Genomic DNA, 23,326 nt, shown 5'->3' on the forward strand with positions numbered 1-23,326 from the left:
ACTTGCCGCCTCGTGTCCGGGCGACACGCTACGCTGGTGCCCAACGTAATTGATCTGTTGAAAGGACCCTCATGACCCGCGCACACGGCCTGCCTGCCCCTTCCCCCACCTCGTACGCGGTGGTAACCGGCGCCTCCCAGGGCATCGGCAAGGCAATGGCCACGGACCTGGCCTCGATGGGCTACAACACGATCCTCGTCGCGCGCCGCGAGGCCGTACTGGAATCCATCGCAGCCGAGCTGCGCGGCTTCGGTGTGGAGTCTGAGGCGTTTGCCGCCGATCTTTCCGATGCCGCCGATGTCGACCGCCTCATTGCCCGCATGGGCGAGCTCGAGGTCACCATCCTTATCAACTCCGCGGGCATCGCGAGCTTCGGCAAGTTCATGGACCAGGACTGGGACTACGAGACCAAGCAGTTCGCGCTCAACGGCACAGCCGTCCACCGGCTCACCCGCGCAGCGCTCGAGCAGATGCTGCCGCGCCGCCGCGGTGCCATCTGCAACGTCGGCTCGGCGGCCGGCAACGTCTCCATTCCCAACAACGCGACGTACGTGTTTACCAAGGCCGGCGTCAACGCGTTTACAGAAGCACTGCACTACGAGCTCAAGGACACCGGCGTGACCTGCACGCTGCTGGCGCCGGGACCCGTGCGCGACGCCGTCGTTCCCGAGGAAGAGCAGTCCATCGTGGACAAGGTCGTGCCGGACTTCCTGTGGACCACGTACGAGTCCTGCTCGGCCGAAACGTTGAAGGCCATGGCGCGCAACCAGCGCCGCGTGGTCCCCGGCCCGTTGTCGAAGCTCATGAACCTGGCCGGCCAGGTCGTGCCCACGCCTATCGCCGCGCCGGTCATCGGCAGTTTCTACGCGAAAATGGCTTAAGGACGACTACTCCCCGCGGCGCTGGGGGCGCGGCGGGGAGTAGAACGGGGGCATCGGCAAGCTAGACGTTTTCGGGGGCCGTGCGCTCGGTGGCGCGCACGTCCGCTGCGAACCCTTCGCGCGCGGCCTTGCGCTCGGTCCAGAAGCCCGCATTCTTGATGCCCAGCGCCTCCGGATCGAACTGCGGATCGAGCCCCTGCTTCTTCTGCGCGCTGTAGTCCTTGAGAGCCTTGAGGGCCGGGACCTGCAGGAAGAGAATGGCCACGATGTTCAGCCACGCGGTAGCGCCGACTCCGATGTCGCCCAGCGCCCAGGCCGCGCCCGGCGTCGTGGATGCACCGATGACCACCGAGACGATGATGAGCACGCGCAACAGCCACACGAGCGCGCGGCGGGCGGTGCGGTTCTTCACCCAGCGATTGAAGTAGGTCAGGTTGGTCTCTGCCATGTAGTAGTACGCAAGCACCGTTGTAAAGGCGAAGAATGCGATAGCGATGGCGACGAAGGTCGGGCCCACGCCGTGGAAGGCAGAGCTCATGCCCTCCTGCACGAAGCCAGGGCCGACGGGAATGCCCTCTGCCAACGAGCCTGCGTAGCGCACCGGGCCGTCCTCGGATTCGCCCTCGAAGACCTTGTACATGTCGGTCGAGATGATGATGAACGCGGTCGCGGAGCACACGAAGAGCGTGTCGATGTAGACCGCAAAGGCCTGGACGAAACCTTGCTTCGCCGGGTGGGAAACCTCAGCTGCGGCGGCGGACTGCGGGCCGGTGCCCTGGCCGGCTTCGTTGGAGTAAATACCGCGCTTAACACCCCACATAATCGCCACGCCGAGCATGCCGGAGAAGCCAGCTTCCATGTTGAATGCGGAGCGGAAGATCAGCCCGAAGACGTGCGGGATGTCGGAGAAGTTCATGAACAGGATGACCACGGCGATGATAATGTACGCCGCCGCCATAAACGGCACGACAACGGAGGCGAAGTTGGCAATGCGCTTCACGCCACCGATGATGATGATGGCGAGGATGCTGGCAAGGACCACCGCAGACCACGTGAAGTCGATGCCCCACGCATTGTTGACCGCTGCCGCCACGCCGTTGGCCTGGATTCCCGGCAGGAAGTAGCTGGTGGCGAGAATCATCGAGATCGCGAACACGACGCCATAGATGAGCATGAATGGAGCAGCCTTGGTGTGGCTGTACGCCTTTTCGATGTAGTACGCCGGACCACCGCGGTACTCGCCAGTATCGCGGTCCTGTTCCTTATAAATCTGCGCGAGCGTACATTCCACGAAGGACGTCGCCGAGCCGAGCAGCGCCACCGCCCACATCCAAAACACCGCGCCTGGGCCGCCGAAGGCGATAGCCGTGGCCACGCCCGCGATATTGCCCACGCCGACGCGCCCAGCCAGCGAGATCATCAACGACTGGAATGATGAGACACCGTTTTCGGATTTCTCGCCGTGGACGAGCTGGCGCAGCATGTCCGGGATACACCGGATCTGCAGGAATTTCGTGACGAGGGTGAAGTAAATGCCAGCCCCCAAGCAAAGGAAGACGAGTGCTGGCGACCAAATAATTGAATTGAGTGAGTCTAAAAACGCTGACATTGCGGGCTCCTATTCAAGTGAGTCCTCATCCAGAGAAGGGCGATGAGTTGATAACGATAATGCACCAACAGTTAAGAAAAACTGAGCTAGATAACGAATTTTCTCTTACATGTTTCACTCCGCAATATGCGATTAGTTGTGATATGCAGCACGTTTGGACTCAGGCTGCGTCGAAAACGTTGAACACAACGCCCCGCTTTGGGGGTAAGACACGGGGGCTACAATGGTTGCCATGACTCAAGCTGACATCGCCCCCAAGCATGACCGCCTCGTGTGGATTGACCTCGAGATGACTGGCCTGGATACCTCGCGCCACGTCATCGTGGAAGTCGCCGCCATCATCACCGACGGCAACCTCAACGTGGTGGGCGAAGGCTTGGACCTCGTCGTCCACGCCACCGAGGAAGAACTGGCCGAGATGGATGACTTCGTCACCAATATGCACTCCTCCAATGGGCTGCTCGACGAGATTCGCGCCTCGCAGGTGACGGTGCGCGAGGCGGAGGATGCCGTGCTGGCGCTCATCGCAGAGCACTGCGATCCAGAGCACCCCGCTCCCCTGGCCGGCAACTCCATCGCCACAGACCGTTCCTTCATTCGCGCGTACATGCCGCGCCTCGACGCGGCGCTGCACTACCGCATGATCGATGTCTCCACTATCAAGGAGCTCTCCCGCCGCTGGTTCCCTAAGGCGTACTACCACCAGCCGGAGAAGGGCATGGCCCACCGCGCACTGGCCGACATCATCGAGTCCATCCGCGAGCTCGACTACTACCGCCGCAGCGTCTTCGTTCCGGACGAGGGCCCGGATTCCGATGAGGCGCTCGCCGCGCAGGAAGAGTCTGTAGCCGCTTACCAGGCGTTTTTGTAATTTAGCGTCTGTGGGTTAGGCTACTCATTGCTGCTTTTGAGTAGCGATGGTGGCTGTAGTTCAGCTGGTAGAGCACCAGGTTGTGATCCTGGGTGTCGCGGGTTCGAGCCCCGTCAGCCACCCCAAAGTCTAAAAGCTCCGAACCTCAGGGTTCGGAGCTTTTGTCGTCCGCCTAGCTAATGAACCGGCGGCGCATCCCATGGATCGAAATGCGTAATTGTGTTCCAGAGCCGGTGCCAACGCCCCACAAACGAATGCCAAGCCGAGGATAGATTCGGTTTACGGGCAGTGGCTATCTGCTCAATGACATAACTCGGATGGTGAGTAACGCACATCCCGCTGTAGCGCAGCGTAAGCCAGCCACGTAGAACGGCGTCATTGTTCTTCCACCGGTCGCGCACAAAAGGCTTCTTGTCGATATGAAACTCATAGCCGTCAATCTCCACCGCAATCCTCTCCTTCGGGAGGACAATGTCCCAACGGTAGGGCCCGATGATGAAATTAGACTCGACATGGAATCCTTTCGCTTTCAATGCCCGAGCCACGGTGCGTTCGGGTACGGAATCAGCCCCGATCGCAGCCTGCACAAGCAACCTTCGCGTACGGTGCGGAAGTTTGGGGACGTCCTGAAGCTCGGTATCGAGGAATTCTTTGCCGTTCCTACCCGAATACCTGTGTTCAAGGAGCTGCACCGCCCGCTCATCGTCGGCAAGGTGTTCAATGACCTGCGCAGGGCACACGACGCTCAGGCCGTTCACGTCCACCACGGCTGCACCTTTGCGCCGACGAACGTTCCACCACATAGACCGCGGCATGGAACTAGGCACAGCGATCTCCAGCGGAAAGGTGAGCTCTTCACCCAAGAAGACCTGCACCGCAGTCTCTCCGGTCAGCGCCGCCCTCGGCCACCGAGTGCTCACGATAGCCCAGAGCTCGTGTGCCGTCGGCCGCCTGGTGACGTACAAGCCGTGACAGATTTTGATGACGTGATTCTTCCGCGCTGCCGCTCTCAATTCCCGCGGACTCGCACCGGTCGCAATGAGATCCCCCATGGAACTCTCCCCCTTCATTCCTTGTTGCCCACAGAGTAGCGGACAATCCCACCTCGCGCAGGGCAGAAGTTTTCTCGTCCGTGCTTCCGGCATGAGGGGCGCGGGGCGGACAGACGGGACAAGAAAAGACAGTCGCTGGAGAACGCCGGACCTCCGCAGGATGCAAACGCCTGCCTGTGGAGTTTCCTTGTCCCTATGTCCTGAATGAGGTTCACGGGGAGAGCAAACGGGACAAGAAAAGACGTGCCCGAGGCTGGTCTATGCGGGGTTAGAGCTGTGCGAGGAGTTCCTCACTGCGGGCGCGGGCGAGACGGTCAGGCATGTCGCCGGTGACGAGGAATTCGTCGACGCCGAGGGTCTGTGCAATGGCATGGAGGCGGTCGCGGACGACGCGTGGGGTGCCGAAGACGTCGTGGGCTTGGGCTTCGGTGACGCGGCGGCGTTGCTGGGCTGTGAGCGCGTTGAGATCGGGGCGCGGGTCGAGGGGCGGGAACTCACCTGTAGATAGAGAGAGGGATTTCGCGACGGCCTCAGGAAGGAGAAGCGCGCGGGCATCGTCTTCCGTATCAGCCACCGCGATATTGAGCGAGGAGATCACGTGCGGCGCGTCGAGAACGCCGGGCGCGAAGTTCTCGCGGTAGGCCTTCGCCGCGGCCTCCTGGGTGTGGACGGGCCCGCCCAGGATGACACCAAGGCCGAAGCGGGCGGCCGTCAAAGCGGAGCGGAAGCCGGCGAGGAGGAAGAGGGGCGGGGTGGGGGCATAGGCAGGCTGGGGCGTGGGAGGAGTGCCGTCCAGGAGGGCGAGGAGCTCGCCGAGGTGGGCCTCAAAGCGCTCCTTGGGGCGCGAGCCGAGGGCCTCGCGGATGGGCGCGGTAAAGCCGACCGAGGAGCCGAGGCCGATGTCGATGCGGCCCGGGTAGAGGGTCTCCAACAGGCGGATTTGCTCCGCGACGATGAAAGGCGCGTGATTGAGCACCATGATGCCACCGGTGCCGACACGAATACGTTGCGTGTGCGCCGCGACGTGGGCAGCAAGCAGCGCGGGCTGGCCCGCGGGAATACCGGGCACGCCGTGGTGTTCAGCTACGAGGAAGCGCTCGAAGCCGAGGCGCTCGACGTGGCGGGCATGACCCACGACGTCAGGAAAGCCCTCGCCGGTCGCACGGGCGGCACGGTCGAGGACAGAGAAACGCATTTACTGCTCCGCGTTACCTGCGGACCACTCGTCCCAGCCCATGTTCCAGTCGCCCAAGCCATCCGTGGCAGGCAGGATGCCACCGGAGGTGTGCTTGACGTAGACCACGTCGCCGCGCTTGACGTTATCCAGGTACCACTGAGCGTTTTCCGGGGAGACGTTGATGCAACCGTGCGAGGTGTTCTGGCTGCCCTGTGCCCACACGGACCACGGGGCGGAGTGGACGTAGATGCCCGAGTAGGACAGCTGCGTCGCGTCGTCCACCATAGTCTGGTAGCCGCCGGCATCGAGAGCCAGGCCGTAGGTGGTGGAGTCCATCATGAGCTGGTCATACTGGTCGCCCACCGTGTACCAACCGTTGGGGGTCACGCGGCCAGGAACCTCGAGGCCCAGGGAGACCGGCATGGTCTTGATGAGCTTCTTGTTCTTCCAGATCTGCATGGTCTTCGTGTTGTCATCCACGATGGAGACAACGCGATCACCGATCGTGAAGTTCGTTTCGTTGTCCTCCGCGCCGTAGAGTCCGCCGCCCATATCGAGGCCGTAGATGTTGGCCTTGACCCTGACCTGCGTGCCCGGCTCCCAGAACTTCTGCGGACGCCAGCGCAGGACCGTGGGGCTCAGCCAGTAGAAAGCGCCATCCACGTGCGGGGAGGTTTCAATTTCAATGGCGTCCTGAACGGCCTGGCGGTCCTCCGGTGCGGACGAGAAGTTAAAACCAATAGCCTGGCCCACGCCCACGGTGGAATCCGGCAGCGGGCTCAGCCCCACACCCGTGGTGTACGCCGGGCTGTCCGTGGTGAACGTGATCGTCTTCGACTTGCCGTTCTTATCTTTGGCCACGATGGTGTACGCGCGGCCATAACCGAGGACCTCCGCGGTGGTCCACGTCTGACCATCGTCAGAGAGAGTGCCCTTCACGGCGCCGCCCGACTCGTTAGTCATGGTGACCTTAGCGAGGCCGTCGCCTTCGTCCGAGGTCACGGTAATGGGCTTCGTGACGGAGACGCCCGTCGCATTGTTCTTCACGGAGAACTTAGGCGCTTTCTTCGCAGCCTGTGCAGCCGAGGATGCGGCGGCGTCAGTAGCTTCATTGGCCACGGACGAAACTTCCGCAACGGGCGAGGTGTCTTCGCCGTTACCAGCGGACGAGCAGGCAGCGAGGGAAATAGAGGCGACGGTCAGGGTAGCAATGACCGACAGACGGCGAGGAATTGTCACGGTTCAAGCCTTAAGTAATAAGGGGGGCAGACATACGCGCAATATCCTAATGTGAAATTTCTTAAATTGCTAACCCAATTCTCGGAGTGGCGCGGCAGTACAATGGCCCACTGCGCCGCGGCGATCGCCCGCGTTGGCACCGATTTAAATTCGGGCACATCACACCTTTAATCACCGACGGCCACCGGCGTACGGAGCACCTAGAGAGCGCCCCACCGCGAGAGGCCGAGGCACGCTTCCCACATTTTCGCGCTAGTCTCGGACGATAGAACAGGGGTAAAAAGCAGTGTCTACCAGGCGATTTTACATCCAAGCCAACGCGGGTTAAAGTTATTTCTCGTTGCACGGCAGGGCGCACAGCCCAGACGGACAACGTGAGCGCCATTAGCTCAATTGGCAGAGCAACTGACTCTTAATCAGTGGGTTCGGGGTTCAAGTCCCTGATGGCGCACAATCTTCCCGCCGGGTTCGCCCGGCGGGATTTTGCGTTTTCCCGCCCGCCCTGAGGGGAGCTCCGCGTCGCTGCGGGACTTACGGCGCTGGCACGTCGTTTTCGGGCGCGTTGCGAGCGATTCTAGGCGAAGATAGGCTCTCACGCGCCCGATATTCGCGTGGGCGTCTCGTAGGGTAAGAGCAGGTCACCGCAGGACACGGAGCCGGGGCTTAGTCGCGGACGTCCTCGCCGTTGATGTGATAGTCCTCGGCGTCTGCGAGGGGGACGACGGTGCCATCGGAAAGCTGGCGGTCGGTGAGGGTGCCGTCGGGGTCGATGACGGCGATCTCGTTGCCGCCCTCGCGCAGGCGGCGCAGGCCTTCTTTGAGCATGCGGCGGCCCACGCGGTTGAGGCTGGGGACCTGGGAGAGGTCGAGGGCCACGTGGCACGCGTCGAGGTCGTAGCCCTGGAGCTCGTAGAGGATGGCCTCAGCGGCGGAGAAGTTGATGTGGCCCTGGAGGTGAATGACGGCGTTGTCCTCGTCCTCCTCTTTGGCGCGGATGGGATGGGTGCCCACGCGGTTGTCCGTGCTCATAAGGTGCAGGCCCATGTCGGAGGAGAGCAGCTTGAAGGCCTCGACGCCGCGCACGGAGTTGCCGGACTCATTGAGACGGGGCGAGAAGGTCGCCACGCCGAGCTGGCCGGGCAGGGTACCCAACAGGCCGCCGGCGACGCCAGACTTGGCGGGAATGCCGACCTCGGCCATCCAGCGGCCAGCGCCGTCGTACATGCCGCAGGAGCTCATCACGGCGAGCGTGAGGCGGCAGACGTCCGCGTCGAGGATCTTGTCGCCCGTCACGGGCTGGCGGCCGCCGTTGGCGAGCGTCGCGGACATGACGGCCAAGTCACGCACGTCCACGCGGATGGCGCACTGGTGCGTATAGGAGAGGACGGCGTCGTGCGCGTCATCCTTGATGATGTCGTAGTTGCGCAGCATGTGCGCGAGCGAGAGGTTGCGGTCGGCGTGGTTGAGCTCCGAGTCGGAGACGCTGGCGTCAACGGAAAGGTCGCGGCCAGCAAGGCGGGAAAAGTACTCGTTGAGACGCGCGTTGCGATCCTCGACGGAGGAGTCAACGCCGTTGATGAGCTGGTTGACCGCAATGGCGCCGGCGTTGATGAGCGGGTTGACGGGACGGTGGTCGCGGCCGAGCGAGAGCTCGTTGAAGGCTTCGCCGGAGGGCTCCATGCCCACGACGTCACGCACAGCATCGAGTCCCAGCTCCTGGAGCGCCAGCGCATAGACGAAGGGCTTGGAGATGGACTGAATGGAAAATTCATGCTCCGCATCGCCCGCCGAGTAGACGTGCCCGGTAGACGAGCACAGCGCCACGGCGAGCTTGTTTGGGTCGGCGTTGGCGAGCTCCGGGATGTAGTCAGCGACCTCTCCCCCGTCCTCGTCGCGGACTGACTCGAGAATCTGGCCCAGGTAATACGGAATCGGCGTCTTCATGCCTGCCCAGCATATAGACTTATGCGCCATGAAGAGTGCACTCGTGATTGTCGACGTCCAACATGACTTCTGCCCCGGCGGCGCGCGTGGCACCGCCCGCGGCAACGAGGTCGCCGAGAAAGTCGCTGCTCTGCAGGGCACCTATGACACGGTGGTCACGACCCAAGACTGGCATAACGACCCAGCCGGGCACTTCGCAGACGAGCCAGACTTCATCGACACGTGGCCCGTCCACTGTGTCGCCGGCTCCCCCGGCGCCGAGCTTCACCCGGCGCTCCAGCCTGCCGATGCCGCCTTTAAAAAGGGCGCCTACACCGCGGCGTATTCAGGGTTCGAGGCCGACACGAACGGTGATGGCTCGGGCGCGGGCCTGGAAGCCTGGCTGCGGGAGCGGGGCATCGGAAAGCTCGACGTCTGCGGAATTGCGACGGACCATTGTGTCCGCGCCACGGCGCTCGACGCGCTGAAGGCGGGCTTTGAGGTGCGCGTACTGCGGGAGCTGTGCTCGCCGGTGGATGAAAAACGCGGAAACGCCGCCCTCACCGAGTTGGCAGAGGGCGGCGCTGAAATTATTTAACGCTGCGCGAGGAGCTTCTGCAGCTCCTTGATGTCGTTGGAACGGCGGCGCGAACGGGCAACGCCCAAGGCGATAAGGCCAACGACGGCCACGGCGACGCCGGCGAGGACCTTCTGTGTCTGCGGCTCCTGCAGCTTGCTGGTGGCCTGTACCTTTGCGTCATTAACGAAGTTCTGCGGCTTCGTGCGGTTCGTCAGCTCGTCCAGGGTGCTGGCCAGCTGGCGGCGGGTGCGCTCGATATCGCGCTGGATGTCATCGGTGCTGCGTGCCATGGTGTACTCCTAAAAGTTTCGCCTAAGTTTTTGCTCTCCCCACACTAGCGCACGGCAGCCCTGCGCGCTGTGATAGGCTGCTCACTCCTACGCGGTATGGTGGGATACATGACTGAGAAGAGTACTGAGCAGATTCGACTTTCTGAGGGCGACACCGCCCCCGCCTTTTCCCTGAGCGACGACAAGGGCACCACGGTCTCCTTGTCCGACTTCGCGGGCCAGCGCGTACTCGTCTACTTCTACCCGCGCGCGAATACGCCCGGCTGCACCACCGAGGCCTGCGACTTCCGCGACGCCTTCGAGCAACTCAACGGCTCTGACGTCGCCATCGTGGGCATCTCCCCTGATAAGCCGGAGGCCCTGGCCAAGTTCCGTGCGGACCACGACCTCAACTTCCCGCTGCTCTCCGATCCGGAGAAGGAGACGCTCACGGCCTACGGCGCGTTTGGCGAGAAGAAGAACTACGGCAAGGTCGTCCAGGGCGTTATCCGCTCCACCTTCCTCGTCGAGCCGGATGGCACCATCGGTCTGGCCAAGTACAACGTCAAGGCCACCGGCCACGTCGCGCGTATTCTCAAAGAGCTCGACTAGCGTTTTATGACCAGTTCCTCCGACGCCGAGCTCCTCGTCCCGCGCCGCCGCCCCGCTCAAGCCCGCAGCCGCGCGCGCTTTGAGCGGATCCTCAAAGAGGCGCGCGCGGTGCTCATCGAGGCCGGCTTCGAGTCTTTTACTTTTGACGAGGTCTCCCGGCGCGCCGAAGTACCCATCGGCACGCTCTACCAATTCTTCGCCAACAAGTACGTGCTCATCTGCGAGCTCGACCGCCAAGACACCGCGGCGAACCTCGCGGAAATCCGTTCTTTTTCGGAGCACGTCCCTGCCCTCCAGTGGCCGGACTTTTTAGACGAGTTCATCGACCATCTGGCGCGCATGTGGCGCGAGGATCCCTCCCGCCGCGCCGTGTGGCACGCCGTCCAGTCCACGCCAGCCACCCGTGCTACCGCGGCCGCGACCGAGCGCGAGATGCTTGAACCTCTGGCGGAGATGCTGGCGCCACTCGCTGTGGAGCTGTCCTACGAGGACCGCATTGATCTTGCCGGATTTCTCGTGCACACGGTGGTATCGCTGCTCAACTACGCTGTGTCGGGCCCGGAAGAAAACTTCGACCACGTCGTCGCGGAGATCAAGCGCATGCTCGTCGCCTACCTCTTTGCGGTCGCTACGAGTTAGCGACAAGCAGCACCGTGGCCGTCGCGTAGTCCCCATCATGGCTGATGCTCAGGGACGCAGTCCACTGCCCCAGCGATTCGTCCACGGCGTCGTTCACTGCGCCGCGCAGCTCAATCCCGACGCGCCCCCACGCGTCCGCGCGCACTTCGATCTCAGCGAAGTCCACATCATCCGGCGCGATGACCGGCGGGCGCCCGTACAGCGCCTGCGACCAGGCTTTGATGAATGCTTCCTTCGCGGCCCAGCGACCGGCCAGGTGCTCGGCCTGGCGCGCCGAGCCGCTCCCGAAGCGCTGCGTGGCCAGGCGCAGTTCCGCCGCGGAAAACACACCCGTAAAACGCGTGCCCGGCCGCGCGAGTTGCTCCGCAAAACCGGGGATGTGGACGAGGTCTGTGCCGACGGAGAACATGTCTCCAGACTAGCGGGCGAGCTCGTGCTCGAGCACCTCCAGCTCCGCCCCGCCGGACATCCAGCGGGTGAGTTCCTCACGCGTGACATCCTTGCGCGCCGCGTCGAGGACCATCCGCCCCAGGTTGAGCACCACAAAGTGATCACCCACCAGGTGCGCGTGGTGTGGGTTGTGCGTAATGAACACAACACCCATCCCGCGATCGCGCGCCGCCGCGATAAACCGCAGCACCATGCCGGATTGCTTCACGCCCAACGCTGCGGTCGGCTCGTCGAGCACGAGGAACTCCGCGCCGAAGTAGATGGCACGTGCAATCGCCACAACCTGGCGCTGGCCACCGGAGAGCGCCTCCAGGTCCACGCCCACATCCGGCAGATCGATTCCCATCTGCTGAAGCTGCTCCGAGGTAATCCGGCGCATCTCGGCTTCCTTCAGCCGGCCGAAGGCTCCTGTGAGTTCCTGACCCACAAAGAAATTGCGCCACACCGGCATGGACGGCACGAGCGCCAAGTCCTGGTAGACCGTCGCGATACCGTGGTCGAGAGCGTCTCGCGGGCTGGTGAAAGAAACCTCAGCATCATCCAGCACCAACGTTCCCGCGGTCGGACGCTGCAAGCCCGACAAAATCTTGATGAGCGTCGACTTACCCGCGCCGTTATCGCCCAGCACGCACGTCACCTGGCCGGACTCCAGCCGCAACGACACATCGGAAAGAGCCTGGAAGTTGCCAAACTGCTGCGCGATATCCCGCGCTTCAAAGACCGTCATCGTCCTAGCTCCTCTTCGCCCAGCTCGTAAATCCGGTGTTCGTGAGCACCGCCCACAGCAACATGGCGCCGAGGAAAGCCTTGAACCAGTCCGGGTTCCACCCCGCGTACACAATGCCCTGGTTGGTCATGCCGAAGATGAGTGCGCCAATCGCCGTGCCCACCGCCGTGCCCCGGCCGCCCGTCATCGCGCAGCCGCCGATGACCGCCGCGATGATGTACAAGAACTCATTGCCAATGCCCTGGCCAGCCTGGATGGAGTCGAACGCGAAGAGCGTGTGCATGCCCACAAACCACGCCGCGAAGCCGACGAACATGAACAAGATGATCTTCACGCGCTTGACCGGCACGCCCACGGCGCGCGCCGCGTCCGCGTTGCCGCCCACCGCAAAGATCCAGTTGCCGAACTTCGTCTTATAGAGCAAGAAGGACGCCGCGGCGACGAAGAAGATCCACCACAGCACCGTCGCACGAATACTCAAGCCACCCACGTGAATGGTGCCCGCAAAGACCACGCGCGCGGACGGAAAGCCTTCCATATCCGCAATCGTCGGCGTCGCCACCTGGCCGGTGACCAGCTTCGTCACCGCCAGGTTCAGGCCTTGCAGCACGAGGAACGCCGCCAGCGTGATGAGGAAGCTCGCGATCTTCGTGCGCACCACGAGGTATCCATTCAGGGCACCAATCCCCAGCGCCACGAGCAGCGACAGCCCCGCACCGACCCACGAGTTGAGGTGCAGGTTGTAATTGAGCATCGTCGCCACGAGCGCCGAGGTTGTCACCGCGACACCGCTCGACAGGTCAAACTCGTCACCAATCATGAGCAGGCCCACGGCGAGCGCCACAATCCCCAGCGTCGAGCTCGAGTAGAGCACCGTCGAGAACGCCTCGAGCGACCGGAACGCCGGCGCGACTATCATAAACAACGCGAAGATGAGCACCGCGCCGAGCACGCTCGCCATCTCCGGGCGGCGCACCAGCCTTCCGATGCCCCCTCGCTCCCGCACGCGTTCATCCCCCACCGTCTCCGGCGCGGTGAAGTCCGATTCTGTCACGGCAATACTCATCGCAGGCCCTCCTTAGCGGACTCGGCGATAGCGTCGACGTTCTCGGCATCGACGAAGCTCGGGCCTGTGTAGACCGGCTGCCCGCCGCCGAGCGTCGAGCCATTGCGCTTAGCCAGCCACAGGGCATCGACAGCCATGTAGCCCTGCATGTACGGCTGCTGGTCCACGGCCCAGGCGACGGTGCCGTCCTGGATGGCACCGACAAGCTCCGCGTTCGTATCAAACGTGGCAATCTTCGCCTGCGAGCCCGCGTCTCTCACCGCGTCCACAGCCCGCAACGCCACCGGGGCCTGCAGCGCCATGACCCAATCAATGCTCTTGTCCTGCGCCAGCTTCGCCTGCAGCGTCGACTGCGCCGCCGTGAGGTCCTGGCCGTTGACGTAGAGCAGCTCCACGTTGGCGCCCGAGCCCTTCTTCACGCCCGCGCAGCGCGCCTCCTGCGAGGAGTTGCCCTGCTCGTGGATGACGCACAGCGTGTGCTTCGCGCCCTCGTCCTTGAGCTTCTCGCCGGCCTTCTCACCGGCGACGGACTCGTCCTGGCCGAAGAACGCGCTCATGCCATACTTTTCGTACTCATCCATGCCCGCGTTCAGGCCCACGGTCGGAATCCCCGCGTCCACGGCCTTCTGCGCGACCGGCCCGATGGCCTGCGCGTTCGGCATGGTCACCGCGATACCATCGACGCCCGCGTCAATCGCGGACTGCACGAGGTTCGCCTGGTTCGGTGCCTGCGGGTCCGAAGAGTAACGCAGCTCGATATTGTCCTTCTGCGCCGCGTCCTCCGCGCCCTTGCGCACGAGGTCCCAGTACGTATCGCCCGGCGCGCCGTGCGAGACCATCGCGACCGTGAGCCGCGGCGTGTCGACACCACCGGCCATTCCACCGCCCGCATCCTTGCGTGGCGCACCACCCGTCGCCGAGCATCCCGCCAACGCCGCGACCGTCACAACGGTCGCCCAAGCCTTCCACATCTTTCTCATTCGAGTATCGTGCCCCACCCCACTCCCCCAGCTCAACCCCGATGACCTGCACCTTTATCGTTCAAGCGCACACCGCCTGCGCTTTTCCTACGCTCTTGTACCCCCATTCGCGGCCCCGTCTCATGCCAGCGTGTTCTTTAAAAGATGGGTCGGTTCACTCCTCGCATGTGCCCGTGCACATTTTTCGCCCAACAAGGCCCTCAGCCCCTGCCCTCACGTGCGCTTCGTCGGCCAAAAATTCCGCCTGCGCTGAAAGCTACGCCGTTGATTGCGAAAATCTCCTCCTGCGAGCAACGAGGGAGGAGATTTTCGCAAGGAACAAGACAGTTGCTGCCGAAAATCCTCTCGCCGCATCAACGCGGGAGGGGATTTTCGGCAGGAACTTAGGCGCCCGGCGTGAGCACGCCATCCACGAGGCGCGCGCTCTCGTCGAGGAGGACGGCAACTTCGCGGTCCTTGACGGCATCGCCGTTGCCACCCAAGTTGCGGTCTACGGGACGCTCGAAGAGAGCGGACCCGCCGTGCATGGCGGCATCATAGCGGGCAAGGCCGGCGGCCTCGCGAGCATGAGCAGCCTCCTGCCACTGCGCCGCGGCGTTGCTGCAGGTTTCGGCGAGTGCCGCAAGGAACGCGCCGGGGTGAACGACTGCAATGAGCGCCGAGACGTGGCCGAAGCCCAGGGAGGTCACCAGCCCCGCCTTCGGCGCCGCGGAGCGCAGGTCAAGCGGACGACGCAGCCAGGTGAGGTGGCTGTACTGACGCAGCGCCGGATCCACGCAGTCAAGCGAGCGGTTCGGCGGGAGAATACCCTCGCGCAGGACCTGGGTAAGGCCGACGAGCTGGAAGGCCGCGGCACCACCCTTTGCGTGACCGGTGAGCGACTTCTGCGAGATGACGTACAGCGGGTTGCCCTCCGCGCGGCCCATCGAGGCAGCGATGCGCTCGTGCAGGTCCGACTCGTTCGGGTCGTTCGCGTTCGTCGAGGTATCGTGCTTAGAAATGATGGACACCTCGTCCGGGGTCACGCCGTGCTCGCGCAGCGCCACCGCCAGGCGGGAGTTCACGCCGCCGCGAGCAGCGGAGAGCGCGCCCAGGCCAGGAGCCGGGATGGAGGTGTGCGCACCGTCCGCGAAGGACTCGGCAAACGCGACGACGCCCAGGACCGGCAGGCCGTGTTCCGCGGCGAAGGAGCCGCGGGCCAGCAGCAGAGTGCCGCCACCCTCGGACTCGATGAAACCGCCACGACGACGGTCGTTCGCACGCGAGAAGTACTTGTGGTCGATGCCTTTGGCGTCCATCTCCGCGGAATCCGCGGTGGCGGCCATGTCGCCGAAGCCGGTGATGCCTTCGATGGAGAGGTCGTCGATACCACCAGCAACCACGAAGTCCGCCTTGCCCAGGCGCAGCTTATCCATGGCCTCCTCGACGGAGACCGCCGCGGTCGCACACGCGGCGACCGGGTGGATCATCTGGCCGTAGCCGCCGACGTAGGACTGCATGACGTGCGCGGCTACGACGTTGGGCAGCGCCTCCTGCAGGATGTCGTTCGGTCGCGATTGCGCGAGCAGTTTGTCCACGTAGAGCGAGCGCAGCGACGCCATGCCTCCCATGCCGGTGCCCTGCGTGGAGGACACGCGCGCCGGGTGGACCATGCTAAGCAGCTCGGCCGGGCTGAAGCCCGCGGAGAGGAACGCGTCGACGGTGCACACAATGTTCCACAGCGCGACGCGGTCGAGGTTATCGATCATGTCCGCCGGGATGCCGTAGACAGCCGGGTCGAAGTCCTTCGGCACCTGCCCGCCGACGTAGCGCGACATGGCGACGCGACGCGGCACGCGTACCGGCGAACCCTTCGGGCGGGTGACCTGCCATTCCTCGCCGTCGAAGTACGCGGACGCGCCCTCGACCTCGTCGACGAAGGACTTGGCCGTGGCCTCGTCGGCGACCGCGAACGTCATGTCGCGCTCGAGGTAGATAGTGGTGAGCTCCGGCGCGAGGTTGTCGACCATCGGCAGGTGCGGGCCGAAGTCATCGTGGTAGCGGCGGATGCCCACGTTCGCGAGGACCTCATCGTGGAAGCGCTCGTAGATGTCTTCCTCCGCGATGGCCTCGTCGCCGGCCATCCACGTGCGGTTGGTCTCATCCCACTTGATAAGGCCCGTGGTCCAGGCGAGTTCGAGCACGCCCGCCGCGGTGAGATCGCCGGTGAGCTCGACCTCGTAGCGCGTGCGCGAGGAGCCCACCGGACCCAGCTCGCCGGCGCCGACGATGACGACCATGTCCTCGAGGTTCATCGTCACGCCGGAGAAGTCCGGCTGCGTCCAAGCGATAGGCTGGCGCGGGCTCGGCAGCGCGCGCACGGTCACTGGCGCAGTAAGAGACTCCGTCTCCGCAGACGCGCCAGCCTTCGCCGCCGCCTGGCGCGCGAGTTCCGGCAGATTGAGGTCCGCGTCGCCCAGGCCGCCGGTGAAGTCCAGCGTGACGGGTGCTTCGAGGGCCTGTGCGCGGGTCTCGGCGTTGGCGCCCTCACCCACGAGCTTGGCGGCCATCTCCTCGGTGGAGTAGGTGGTCACGCCTTTGGCCTCGACGAGCTCGACCATCGGGTCGTTGCCGCCCATCAGGCCCGTGCCGCGGACCCAGCCGATGTGGGCGTGGGTGATCGAGGTGCGATCGCCCCAGACGGGCTCAGACTTCCAACGGGTCACGAGCGCGTCGAGAGCAGCCTTGGCCTCGCCGTAGGCGCCGTCGCCACCGAAGCGGCCGCGGTTCGGGCTGCCCGGCAGGACGACGTGCAGGCGCTGGCCCACGTGGGTGTCGGCACCAAGTGCGGAGAGACCCGCGATGAGCTTCTCCACGGACCACAGCAGCAGACGCATCTGGGACTCGGCGGCAGCGCCGGCATCGGCGAGGGTGCCCTGGACGCGCGGAGCCGCGAACGGGAAGAGCAGCGTCGGGATGAGCGCCGGCTTAAGCAGCGTGGACTTACCGTTGACGGTCGCGGTCTGCTCATGGCCGACCCAGTCGATGAAGGCGTCGAGGTCCGCGAAGGAGCTCAGGTTCGCCGGGGCGACCCACAGTGCGGCGCGGCCGCGGGCGTGGGTCCGGTAGAGCTCCTTGTAGAACTCCAGGCGCTCGTGGTTCAGACGCGAGGTGGTCGCGACGACGGTGGCACCTGCGTGGAGCAGTTCGCCGATGACGCTCGCTGCGATGGAGCGCGGCGAACCGCCGGTGACGACCGCGATATCGTTCGCGTGCTCCAGGGCCACGGTGGTACGCGCGGCGCTGGCGTGTTCTTCAAGGCCCAGGTAATCCGCGATCTGTGCAACTTCTTCGCCGGCGCCCGTGACGTCGACCTGGAGATCCTCGCCGTTCGCGACCCGCGCGAGGTCCTCGCGGGCGGAGGCCCAACGGTCGTCGAGAAGGACGGCCCTGTCCGCATCAAAGGCCGGTGCCACGAGGCGCGGCCAGTCGGAGCCGAGCTCGTTGGCCACGAGGTCCGCGAGCTCATCTGGAGCATCGGAGAAGTCCGTGGTGGCCCGCTCGACGCCGAGCTTGGCGAGCAGCGTGCGGGCGGTCTCGATGAGTGCGCCGTTCATCTGGCCAGCGAACTCGTCGAGGGCAGCGGAGTCGACAACGCCACCGGCGGCACCGCCGGCAGACGGCATAGCGATGTCGAGGCCGACCTTCTGGCCGGCGGCGCGCACAGCGTCATCGATGAGGTCGTCGAGCGCCGCAGCGTTGGCCGCAGCCGTGGGCAGAGTGGCAAGGTCGCCGCCGCGCAGGGAGGCGCCCTCGCGCGCGCCGAGAACGATCTCGGCGGTCACGCGGTCCACCCAGCCGGAGCCCAAGCCCCACGGACCGGTGACGCGTTCCGCAATGTAGGACGGCTTCTTGCCCGCCGGGCCGGTGAGACGACGCAGGGTGTCCGCAACCTGGTCGGCGAGCACCGGGCCGAAGGCGGAGTAGCCCTTGGCCATGCCGGCGACGGTCTGCTTGAGGTCGTCGAGCGGGGCATCGGCAGCGCCCTCGATGGCGCCGAGGCCGAACTCGACGCCGAGGTCGAGCAGCAGCTGGTTGCGGCGGGAGGACACGCCCTCGACGAGGGCTTCGATGGTATCCGTGGCGCCCATCTGGTCCGGGCGAACTTTGGTCCACACGGCGACGAGCATCTCCACGGCATCGGCGGCAGAAAAGGCTTTGTCCGCCGGCGCGGCGGCGCCCCCGGGAGCAGCGGAGACCGGAGCAGGCGCTGCTGCCGGAGCGGCGGCCGGAGCCGGGGTCTCCTCGGCGGGAGCTTCCTCAGTGGGCTCTGCCACGGGAGCAGCGGGGGCATCGGCAGCATCCTCGGCGAAGGCCTTCGGGCGGTCGCGCTCGATGTTGAGGACCTCGATGGTGGACTCCGCATACTGCGGCAGGCGCAGGGTCTGGCCCAGCATGTTGGCGAGCGTCGGTGAGGAACCGACGCCGACCTCGACGAAGCGCTCGACGCCCAGGTCGGTAAGCAGCAGGTCCTGGGTCTCGATCCAGCGCACGGGCGAGGCGAACTGCCAGGCCAGCAGCTCGATGAGAAGGGTGCGACCGAGCTTCACCGGGTCCTCCATGGCGGAGTCGAAGTCTGCGAGGATACCGGCGAGGATCTCGGATTCCACGACGCTGAGCATGGACTCGACGAACTCGCGAGTGAGCTCGAAGGGGCGCGCGACGAGGTTCGGAATGTAGCGGTCGACGAGGACGTCGAGGTCCACGTCAGCCGGGATGAGCGAGTCGAGGTGCGCGCGGAAGTCCGGAACGCCGTTCAACAGGTGCGAGGAGTGGAACGGCACGTCGATGCCCGGAATCTGGATGAAGGCCCGCGTGCCCGGGGCGCGTCGTTCTGCGTCCTGGGCGAGCGCAGCGAGCCCAGCCTTGGTGCCGGCGACGGCGTACTGGACGCCAGCAATGTTGTAGTTGACGATTTCCAAGAATTCGCCGGTCTGCTCCGCGATGGCGGCGACGTGCGAGAAGACGTCCTCGGCGGAGATGCCCATCTTATTGGGGCGCAGGGCCGCCAGGCCATAGTTGGAGACGCCGTGCTCGTCGCGCTCGACGAGGCGGTGCATGGTGAGACCGCGAGCGTAGACGATGTCAACGACCGCCTCGAGCGAGAGGACCTGCGCGTACGCGGCGAGCGCGTTGTACTCACCCACGGAGTGGCCCGCGAAGAAGGCGGGGCGCTGGAGCACGCCGGCTTCCTCCATCTCCGCGATCTGGGCGCAGCCCAGGGTCGCCATAGCGACCTGCGTGAACTGCGTGAGATAGAGCACGCCGTCCGGGTGAGCGAAGGTCTCCCCTGCCACGACGACTGACTGAGGGTTGGTGCGCACGATCTCCAGGATGGAGAAGCCCAGCTTGGCGCGGGTGTGGCGGTCCGCGCGCTCCCACACGTCGCGGGCCGCAGCCGAATTGGCGAAGGCGTCCATACCCATGCCCGGGGACTGGATACCCTGGCCCGGGAAACCGTAGAAGGTCACCGGTGCAGCCATCGTGGCGGTACCGACGAGCGCGGGCTCGCCGTCGACGTTGACGGTCACGGTGCGGACCTCGCCGCCGCGGGCCGACAGCGCGGTGCGGGCGACGTCGATGACGAGATGCGCGCCAGGCAGGATGGGGCTGAGCATCTGCGCGTCCCAGGACTCGAGGCGCGTGCCATCGAATCCGGCGGCAAGCTGGGCCACAGCGGAGGTCCACATGCCGTGGACGATAACGCCGGGCAGGCCGGCGAGTTTGGCTGCGGCGTCCGAGACGTGGATCGGGTTGCGGTCGCCCGTGACGACGGCGAACGGGTGCATGGACTCCGGCGCGTCGAGCTCGAGGCGGTGGCGGTGCGACTTGGTCTTCTCGACGACGGGCTCGCCACCCGCTGTCTTCGGGACTTCGTCCCCGCCCTTGCGTCCACGGATGGCGAACTGCTCGTCGAGGAGGGCAAGGAGTTTGCCATCGGCCTCGATTTCGACCGCGACGGGGACGACACGTCCGAGCTGCGTGTCGGCGACTTCGCCAAGCTTCGCGGTGATGTCGAGCTGCGCGGCGTTCGGGAGCTCGCGGCGCAGCTCCAGGTGGTGGTTCAGGTGGACGAGGTTGAGCAGGCCCTCGACGACGGGCGCGCCATCCGACGTCTCAGCGGCGGCGATGAGCGCGAAGACGGCCGGCCAGGCCTTGCCGACCAGGATGTCGGCGGCCACGCCGGTCTCGCCGGACGCGTAGCCAGCGGTGACGTTCTCGTAAGATGCGCGGTCCTCGGCGGTCAGCTCCGCCGTCCAGGTTGCGGTGCCCTCCGTCACGGACGGCAGCTTACCGCCGGCGGCGACGCGGGCGAGCTCGCGCATAGAATTCACGGCGTCGGTTTCGGTGATCAACGGCGAGGCACCCGGAATGGTGGGCTCGGTGAAGGAAATGTTGAGCTCCGCGCCCTTGATGGCACCGGCGAGCGGAACCGTCAGAGTCGAGCCGTTGAAGTGCACGCCTTCGACCTCAGCGGTAACACGCAACGGATTGGCCTGCTCGCGGCCGGCCCAGTTGACGGAGGGAGCGTCGGCGATGGTGGGGGCCACGGTAGCCGTTTCAGAAACCTGGGCAGCAACGGCGGCCTCGAAGCGGCCGAGGAGCTCGGCCACCGGCTCGTCGACGCGGGTGATGCCAGCAACGGCGGTGGTGCCCGGAATGATGGAGACGCCATCCGCGTCGTAGCGGTCATCGTGGGCCTGCCACAGGGAATCCTGGCGCCACCAGCGGCGCACGTCCGCGTCGATGACGGGCACAAAGTTAGCGGGCTTGCCGCGCTCGCCGAGCAAAGTGATAAACCAAGCGGCATCGGCAGCAACGAGCGTGAGGTCAAGCTTATCGCCGTAAGCCGCGCGCAGGTCCGCAACAGCATCGGCCGGGTGAGAGCCGACCGTGACGAGTGCATCGAAGGAACCGTGGTCCACATCATTGAGGCGGGCCTCCACGCGCGCGACCATCTGGGCAAAACGGTTGGCCCAGGAGACATCCGCCCACTCACCGCGGTAAGACAGCTCGAGGTAGCGGTTGAGCCACTCCTCGTAGGTCATGGACTCGAGGTCGCCGAAGTAGGGCTTGGCCGTCGTGTTGATGGCGGCGATAATCTCGTCGCGACGGGCGGCGACGGCCTCGGCGTCGCCAGCGACGTCGTCAAGGAGGCGGCCCGCACGGGCCCAGGCGTTATCGATCTCATGGATATCGGCGCCCAGCTGCGAACGGCCGGACGCGATGCCGCCGCGGGCCTGGCCAGCGCCGGCCCAGCCGTCGTTGTCGGTGACGGGCTGCGCGTCGACGAGGGCTTGCTTGACCTGCGGGGACGCGGTGGACTCGAGGGTCGCCATGGCGACGGTGCCCACCATGATGGCGTCGACCGGCATCGCAGGTAGCTCGTAGGCTTCAGCCCAGGAACCGGTGAGGTACTCGGCGCCGCGCTCCGGCGTGCCGATGCCGCCGCCCACAGCCAGGATGACATTGTCGCGCTCGCGAATCTCGGCGTAGGTGGCGATGAGGAGCTCGTCGAGGTCCTCCCACGAGTGGTGGCCGCCGGCGTGGCCGCCCTCGACTTGCATGATCACAGGCGTCTCCACCGCGTCAGCGATGGCGAGCACCTGATCGATCTGGCGCACGGTGCCCGGTTTGAAGGCCACCCACGGGAAGTTATCGGCGTGGAGCTGCTCCACGAGCGCGACGGACTCCTCGAGCGGCGGGATGCCGGCGGAGACGATGATGCCGGAAATCGGGGCGCCATTCGCGCGCGCCTTGGGCACCGCGCGTTCGCCGGAGATTTGGCGGCGCCACTGCGAGGCAGAGAGGTACATGGCGTTGAACTGGGCGTTGACGCCCGGCTCGAGGAGCTCTTCTAGGCGCTCGAGATTGGAAGCGAGCAACGCATTCGTCGTCTGCCCGCCACCAGCGAGCTCAGCCCAGTGGCCAGCGTTCGCGGCCGCGGCGACGATGGCCGGGTCCACGGTGGACGGGGTCATGCCCGGGAGCATGACCGGCGAGTAGCCGGTGACCTCGGTAAAACGCGTCGACACGCGGGGACCTTCGGTCCCCGGAAGAATACGAGGCGCGAAGCGCTCCCACGAGGACGGCAGCTCCGGCGCGCGACCCGCGTCGAAGAGCGCGGCCTGGCCTGCGGCGGAGTCGACGGCGAGGACGCCTACGCCGCGGCCCGCGACAAGCTCGCGGGTCAGCGATGCGACGCCACCGGCGGGCCCGCACTCGAGGATCCACTTTGCACCGGCCTCGACGGCGCTGGAAACTTCTGCAATCCAGTCCACCGTGTCGGTGAGCACAGCACGCGCACCGCGCTCGGCAAGCTGCGCATCCAGACCAAGATCAGATGCCCAGGCCACGACCTGCGTGACCGCGGCCTCCAGCGACGCGTGGTGGTAGGCCGTCTGAATATCGAGCTCAGTGAACTTCGGCGCGAACGCGGCGCCACCGCGTTCCTTATTCTCATGCGCCTGGGCAGAGCGCGCCGCGGCCTTCTCCAGCCGTGCGCGCACGGCAGTGTTGTCCGCGCCCACGATGACGAAGTTCTTGTGGCCATTGCGCAGGCCAATCGTCGCGCCAGCGGCCTCGAGCTGCGCGCGGGTCGCACCCTGCACAGAAAGCATCGGGGCGTTGTCCGCTGTACGCAGGAGTCCCTCGGCGCGCGCGGTACGCGTGAGCGCCGCGCCAATGAGCTGTGCCAGGGCGATAGCATGCTCCGGCTGCATGGAGCCGTCCGCCACGAAGGTGGCAAGGGTGCCCTGGGAATGGCCCAGTCGTGCTACCGCGCGAGAGATATCCAGGCCCTGCGCCGCAAGCTGCTCCAGCACGGCGATCTGCGTGACGAGGATACCCGGCGTGGACACTGCCGCGTCGGTCGGGTCGCCCGGCGCCGACTCGCGCGCCCAGGTGAGCGGATCGAAGCCGTGCGGGAAGAAGGGAGCGAGCTCATCGGCGAGCGGTTCGAGCACGGCAGCCGCCTGCGTGACATAGCCTGCCACCGTGGCGTGCGCGACAGTCTGCGCACGCAGGGTGGGCAGCCACGCATAGCCCTGGCCGGAAAACTCCAGCGCAAAGGGCTCCTCGGCCAGGCGCTCGATGAGGGGGCGCGCGCCGGCGGGCAGGGTAAATGACTCGGTGTTGATTGAGCTCACGATGGAAAGTGCTCCTCTTGTCCTGCGATCAGTTTTGTCAGTGATACAAAGTCAATGACTAAG

At 65.4% G+C, this 23,326-nt stretch carries 16 protein-coding genes and 2 tRNA genes; 7 read left to right on the forward strand and 11 right to left on the reverse strand.

What is annotated here, in order from left to right; all coding sequences use genetic code 11:
- Positions 1-71: 71 nt before the first annotated feature.
- Entirely contained in the window at positions 72-881 is an 810-nt protein-coding gene (gene cmrA / locus ABJ196_RS05515; RefSeq protein WP_347305575.1) for a mycolate reductase, read from the forward strand.
- Positions 882-942: 61 nt separating this feature from the next.
- Here the strand turns inward: cmrA and ABJ196_RS05520 are convergent, their stop codons facing one another.
- Positions 943-2,490, reverse strand: coding sequence for an alanine/glycine:cation symporter family protein (locus tag ABJ196_RS05520; protein ID WP_066491632.1), 1,548 nt, complete (start codon positions 2,488-2,490; stop codon positions 943-945).
- A gap of 232 nt (positions 2,491-2,722) precedes the next feature.
- Between ABJ196_RS05520 and orn the strand changes: the two genes are divergently transcribed.
- Together orn and ABJ196_RS05530 are read left to right on the forward strand one after the other, a co-directional pair.
- Positions 2,723-3,361, forward strand: coding sequence for an oligoribonuclease (gene orn, locus ABJ196_RS05525; protein WP_257054180.1), 639 nt, complete (start codon positions 2,723-2,725; stop codon positions 3,359-3,361).
- Positions 3,362-3,410: 49 nt separating this feature from the next.
- Positions 3,411-3,486, forward strand: a tRNA-His gene (locus ABJ196_RS05530).
- Positions 3,487-3,537: 51 nt separating this feature from the next.
- Here the strand turns inward: ABJ196_RS05530 and ABJ196_RS05535 are convergent.
- The 3 genes from ABJ196_RS05535 to ABJ196_RS05545 form a co-directional block, all read right to left on the reverse strand.
- Entirely contained in the window at positions 3,538-4,413 is an 876-nt protein-coding gene (locus ABJ196_RS05535) for a hypothetical protein (protein WP_347305576.1), read from the reverse strand.
- A 268-nt stretch (positions 4,414-4,681) separates the two neighbouring features.
- Positions 4,682-5,608, reverse strand: a complete 927-nt coding sequence (locus ABJ196_RS05540; protein WP_347305577.1) for an MsnO8 family LLM class oxidoreductase — start codon at positions 5,606-5,608, stop codon at positions 4,682-4,684.
- Positions 5,609-6,829: an Ig-like domain-containing protein gene (locus tag ABJ196_RS05545; RefSeq protein ID WP_347305578.1), complete on the reverse strand. Its 1,221-nt coding sequence runs from the start codon at positions 6,827-6,829 to the stop codon at positions 5,609-5,611.
- Between the two features lie 378 nt (positions 6,830-7,207).
- On the opposite strand from ABJ196_RS05545, the gene ABJ196_RS05550 reads away from it, so the two are divergent.
- Positions 7,208-7,280: transfer RNA gene (locus ABJ196_RS05550), tRNA-Lys, on the forward strand.
- 212 nt (positions 7,281-7,492) lie between these two features.
- Here the strand turns inward: ABJ196_RS05550 and ABJ196_RS05555 are convergent.
- Positions 7,493-8,773, reverse strand: coding sequence for a glutaminase (locus ABJ196_RS05555; RefSeq protein WP_347305579.1), 1,281 nt, complete (start codon positions 8,771-8,773; stop codon positions 7,493-7,495).
- Positions 8,774-8,801: 28 nt separating this feature from the next.
- Here ABJ196_RS05555 and ABJ196_RS05560 point away from each other — a divergent pair, with 28 nt between their 5' ends.
- Complete coding sequence (locus tag ABJ196_RS05560) at positions 8,802-9,350, forward strand: isochorismatase family protein (protein WP_347305580.1); 549 nt, start codon at positions 8,802-8,804, stop codon at positions 9,348-9,350.
- Here ABJ196_RS05560 and ABJ196_RS05565 read toward each other — a convergent pair.
- On the reverse strand, positions 9,347-9,622 hold the full coding sequence (locus tag ABJ196_RS05565; RefSeq protein ID WP_257054174.1) for a DUF3618 domain-containing protein: 276 nt from the start codon (positions 9,620-9,622) through the stop codon (positions 9,347-9,349). The genes ABJ196_RS05560 and ABJ196_RS05565 overlap by 4 nt on opposite strands.
- 108 nt (positions 9,623-9,730) lie before the next feature.
- Between ABJ196_RS05565 and bcp the strand changes: the two genes are divergently transcribed.
- Both bcp and ABJ196_RS05575 read left to right on the forward strand, forming a co-directional pair.
- Complete coding sequence (bcp, locus tag ABJ196_RS05570) at positions 9,731-10,213, forward strand: thioredoxin-dependent thiol peroxidase (RefSeq protein ID WP_070539162.1); 483 nt, start codon at positions 9,731-9,733, stop codon at positions 10,211-10,213.
- Positions 10,214-10,219: 6 nt separating this feature from the next.
- Positions 10,220-10,852 carry a TetR/AcrR family transcriptional regulator gene (locus ABJ196_RS05575; protein WP_257054173.1) on the forward strand — a complete coding sequence of 211 codons (633 nt, stop codon included), beginning with the start codon at positions 10,220-10,222 and terminating at the stop codon, positions 10,850-10,852.
- Here ABJ196_RS05575 and ABJ196_RS05580 read toward each other — a convergent pair.
- The 5 genes from ABJ196_RS05580 to ABJ196_RS05600 form a co-directional block, all read right to left on the reverse strand.
- Positions 10,842-11,261, reverse strand: a complete 420-nt coding sequence (locus ABJ196_RS05580; RefSeq protein WP_347305581.1) for a holo-ACP synthase — start codon at positions 11,259-11,261, stop codon at positions 10,842-10,844. The genes ABJ196_RS05575 and ABJ196_RS05580 overlap by 11 nt on opposite strands.
- A 9-nt stretch (positions 11,262-11,270) precedes the next feature.
- On the reverse strand, positions 11,271-12,029 hold the full coding sequence (locus ABJ196_RS05585; protein WP_257072209.1) for an ATP-binding cassette domain-containing protein: 759 nt from the start codon (positions 12,027-12,029) through the stop codon (positions 11,271-11,273).
- Positions 12,030-12,033: 4 nt separating this feature from the next.
- Positions 12,034-13,095, reverse strand: coding sequence for an ABC transporter permease (locus ABJ196_RS05590; protein WP_347305582.1), 1,062 nt, complete (start codon positions 13,093-13,095; stop codon positions 12,034-12,036).
- Complete coding sequence (locus tag ABJ196_RS05595; protein ID WP_347305583.1) at positions 13,092-14,075, reverse strand: substrate-binding domain-containing protein; 984 nt, start codon at positions 14,073-14,075, stop codon at positions 13,092-13,094. Before ABJ196_RS05595 ends, ABJ196_RS05590 begins: the two co-directional genes overlap by 4 nt.
- A 383-nt stretch (positions 14,076-14,458) precedes the next feature.
- Positions 14,459-23,263, reverse strand: coding sequence for a fatty acid synthase subunit beta domain-containing protein (locus ABJ196_RS05600; protein WP_347305584.1), 8,805 nt, complete (start codon positions 23,261-23,263; stop codon positions 14,459-14,461).
- Positions 23,264-23,326 lie beyond the last annotated feature (63 nt).

It is taken from the genome of Corynebacterium sp. SA-MJD20WY100, from assembly GCF_039822565.1.
GTDB classification, from domain to species: domain Bacteria; phylum Actinomycetota; class Actinomycetes; order Mycobacteriales; family Mycobacteriaceae; genus Corynebacterium; species Corynebacterium phoceense_A.

Bases quoted from the DNA above. Each gene is read 5' to 3' on its own strand.
- ABJ196_RS05590 (WP_347305582.1), bottom strand. From the start codon at position 13,095: ATGAGTATTGCCGTGACAGAATCGGACTTCACCGCGCCGGAGACGGTG.
- ABJ196_RS05575 (WP_257054173.1), top strand. From the start codon at position 10,220: ATGACCAGTTCCTCCGACGCCGAGCTCCTCGTCCCGCGCCGCCGCCCC.
- orn (WP_257054180.1), top strand. From the start codon at position 2,723: ATGACTCAAGCTGACATCGCCCCCAAGCATGACCGCCTCGTGTGGATT.
- ABJ196_RS05585 (WP_257072209.1), bottom strand. From the start codon at position 12,029: ATGACGGTCTTTGAAGCGCGGGATATCGCGCAGCAGTTTGGCAACTTC.
- ABJ196_RS05560 (WP_347305580.1), top strand. From the start codon at position 8,802: ATGAAGAGTGCACTCGTGATTGTCGACGTCCAACATGACTTCTGCCCC.
- bcp (WP_070539162.1), top strand. From the start codon at position 9,731: ATGACTGAGAAGAGTACTGAGCAGATTCGACTTTCTGAGGGCGACACC.
- ABJ196_RS05520 (WP_066491632.1), bottom strand. From the start codon at position 2,490: ATGTCAGCGTTTTTAGACTCACTCAATTCAATTATTTGGTCGCCAGCA.
- ABJ196_RS05565 (WP_257054174.1), bottom strand. From the start codon at position 9,622: ATGGCACGCAGCACCGATGACATCCAGCGCGATATCGAGCGCACCCGC.
- ABJ196_RS05540 (WP_347305577.1), bottom strand. From the start codon at position 5,608: ATGCGTTTCTCTGTCCTCGACCGTGCCGCCCGTGCGACCGGCGAGGGC.
- ABJ196_RS05595 (WP_347305583.1), bottom strand. From the start codon at position 14,075: ATGAGAAAGATGTGGAAGGCTTGGGCGACCGTTGTGACGGTCGCGGCG.
- cmrA (WP_347305575.1), top strand. From the start codon at position 72: ATGACCCGCGCACACGGCCTGCCTGCCCCTTCCCCCACCTCGTACGCG.
- ABJ196_RS05555 (WP_347305579.1), bottom strand. From the start codon at position 8,773: ATGAAGACGCCGATTCCGTATTACCTGGGCCAGATTCTCGAGTCAGTC.
- ABJ196_RS05535 (WP_347305576.1), bottom strand. From the start codon at position 4,413: ATGGGGGATCTCATTGCGACCGGTGCGAGTCCGCGGGAATTGAGAGCG.
- ABJ196_RS05580 (WP_347305581.1), bottom strand. From the start codon at position 11,261: ATGTTCTCCGTCGGCACAGACCTCGTCCACATCCCCGGTTTTGCGGAG.